This is a genomic window from Ruegeria sp. CL3 (assembly GCF_056536505.1).
Genome location: NZ_JBQFPT010000034.1, coordinates 1 through 1044, shown reverse-complemented (window position 1 = coordinate 1044; position 1044 = coordinate 1). Strand labels below are relative to the sequence as shown.

The window sequence follows — 1044 nt, the reverse complement described above, 5'->3', positions numbered from 1 at the left end:
GGGCGCTATCCAACGAATCAAGGATTCGACGAGTTTTACGGTGTTGAAACCACGGACGTTACAGTCTGGCGCACGCTTCCGGGATTTGCTGAAGCCAACATGGAAGAGCCAGTTGTGATGCAGGGTATTGCAGGCGAACCGGCGACCGTTGCGCGGGACTACGATCTGGACTATCGCGGCGAGATAGATGGCGACCTGACGAAAAAGGCCATCGAATTCATCGAAGCTGAGAGTGCCGCAGACGCGCCGTTTTTCATCTATCTTGCCTATACGCAGACCCACTATCCAAACATCGCGTCCGAGGAGTTTGATGGCGCTACTGGAAACGGCGTCTGGGCCGATATTTTACTTCAGACAGATACGTACATCGGGCGCATCGTTGATGCGATCGAAGCGGCAGGCGTATCCGACGACACCGTGGTGATATTTACTGCAGACAACGGCCCCGAAGCTCTTCCGGTTGGAAACGCCAATGTCTCGCCGGTTCCTGCGGTACATGGTACCGCGGGGCCATGGCGCGGGACTCTGTTCACCAGCCTCGAAGGCAGCATGCGCGTGCCTTTTGCGATCAAGTGGCCGGGGAAGATCCCCGCTGGTTCAGAAAGCAATGACGTTGTCCACTCCATGGACCTTTTTCCAACACTGGCGGCATTCGCGGGCGGCAAAGTGCCGGAAGACCGGGCCTTTGATGGGATCGACCAGTCCGAGTTCTTTCTGGGCGTCCAGCCGAGATCGAACCGAGAAGGCGTGATCGTTTACATGGGCGAACAGATATTCGGTGTAAAATGGAAGGACTGGAAAGTTCTGTTCAAAGAGAACACAACAGCCTTTGGCGCGACGGAGTCTTTCGACACACCAAGGGTCTACAACCTACTGAATGATCCGCATGAGCGTGAAAGCGTACTCTTCCCGCACACATGGGCGGCCGAAAAAGCGCTGCCGCAGTTGCAGGAGCACATTGCTACCTTCGAGGAGTTTCCTCCGATCCCCCCAGGAACGCCGGACCCCTACGAACCACCCACTGACTGAAGGGCGGCTTTGCCC

1 protein-coding gene is annotated in these 1044 nt (G+C 56.5%); it reads left to right on the top strand.

Annotation, left to right across the window (positions count from 1 at the left end):
• Positions 1-1029 (top strand): sulfatase-like hydrolase/transferase (locus tag ACR0NO_RS22150; RefSeq protein ID WP_480725719.1); only part of this gene is annotated, 1029 nt, incomplete at its 5' end.
• Positions 1030-1044 lie beyond the last annotated feature (15 nt).